Genomic DNA, 205 nt, shown 5'->3' with positions numbered 1-205 from the left:
CCGGGACGCCCTGCATGTCCGCGCCGCGGATGAGGCGTTCGCCCTGGGCGGTGACACCCCGGCCACCAGCTACCTGGTCATCGACAAGATCCTGAACGCCGCCCGGGAGTCCGGGGCGGACGCCGTCCATCCGGGCTACGGCTTTCTGTCGGAGAACGCCGAGTTCGCGCAGGCGGTCCTGGACGCGGGTCTGATCTGGATCGGC

The 205-nt window shown here is 70.7% G+C and carries 1 protein-coding gene; it reads left to right on the top strand.

Translation table 11 applies throughout. The annotated features are described in order from the left end of the window. On the top strand, positions 1-205 hold a 205-nt coding region (locus IG05_RS43450), incomplete at both ends, for a biotin carboxylase N-terminal domain-containing protein (protein ID WP_037816133.1).

This window comes from Streptomyces sp. NRRL S-1022 (assembly GCF_000720135.1).
GTDB lineage: Bacteria > Actinomycetota > Actinomycetes > Streptomycetales > Streptomycetaceae > Streptomyces.
This window is presented reverse-complemented; position numbering and strand designations above follow the sequence as displayed.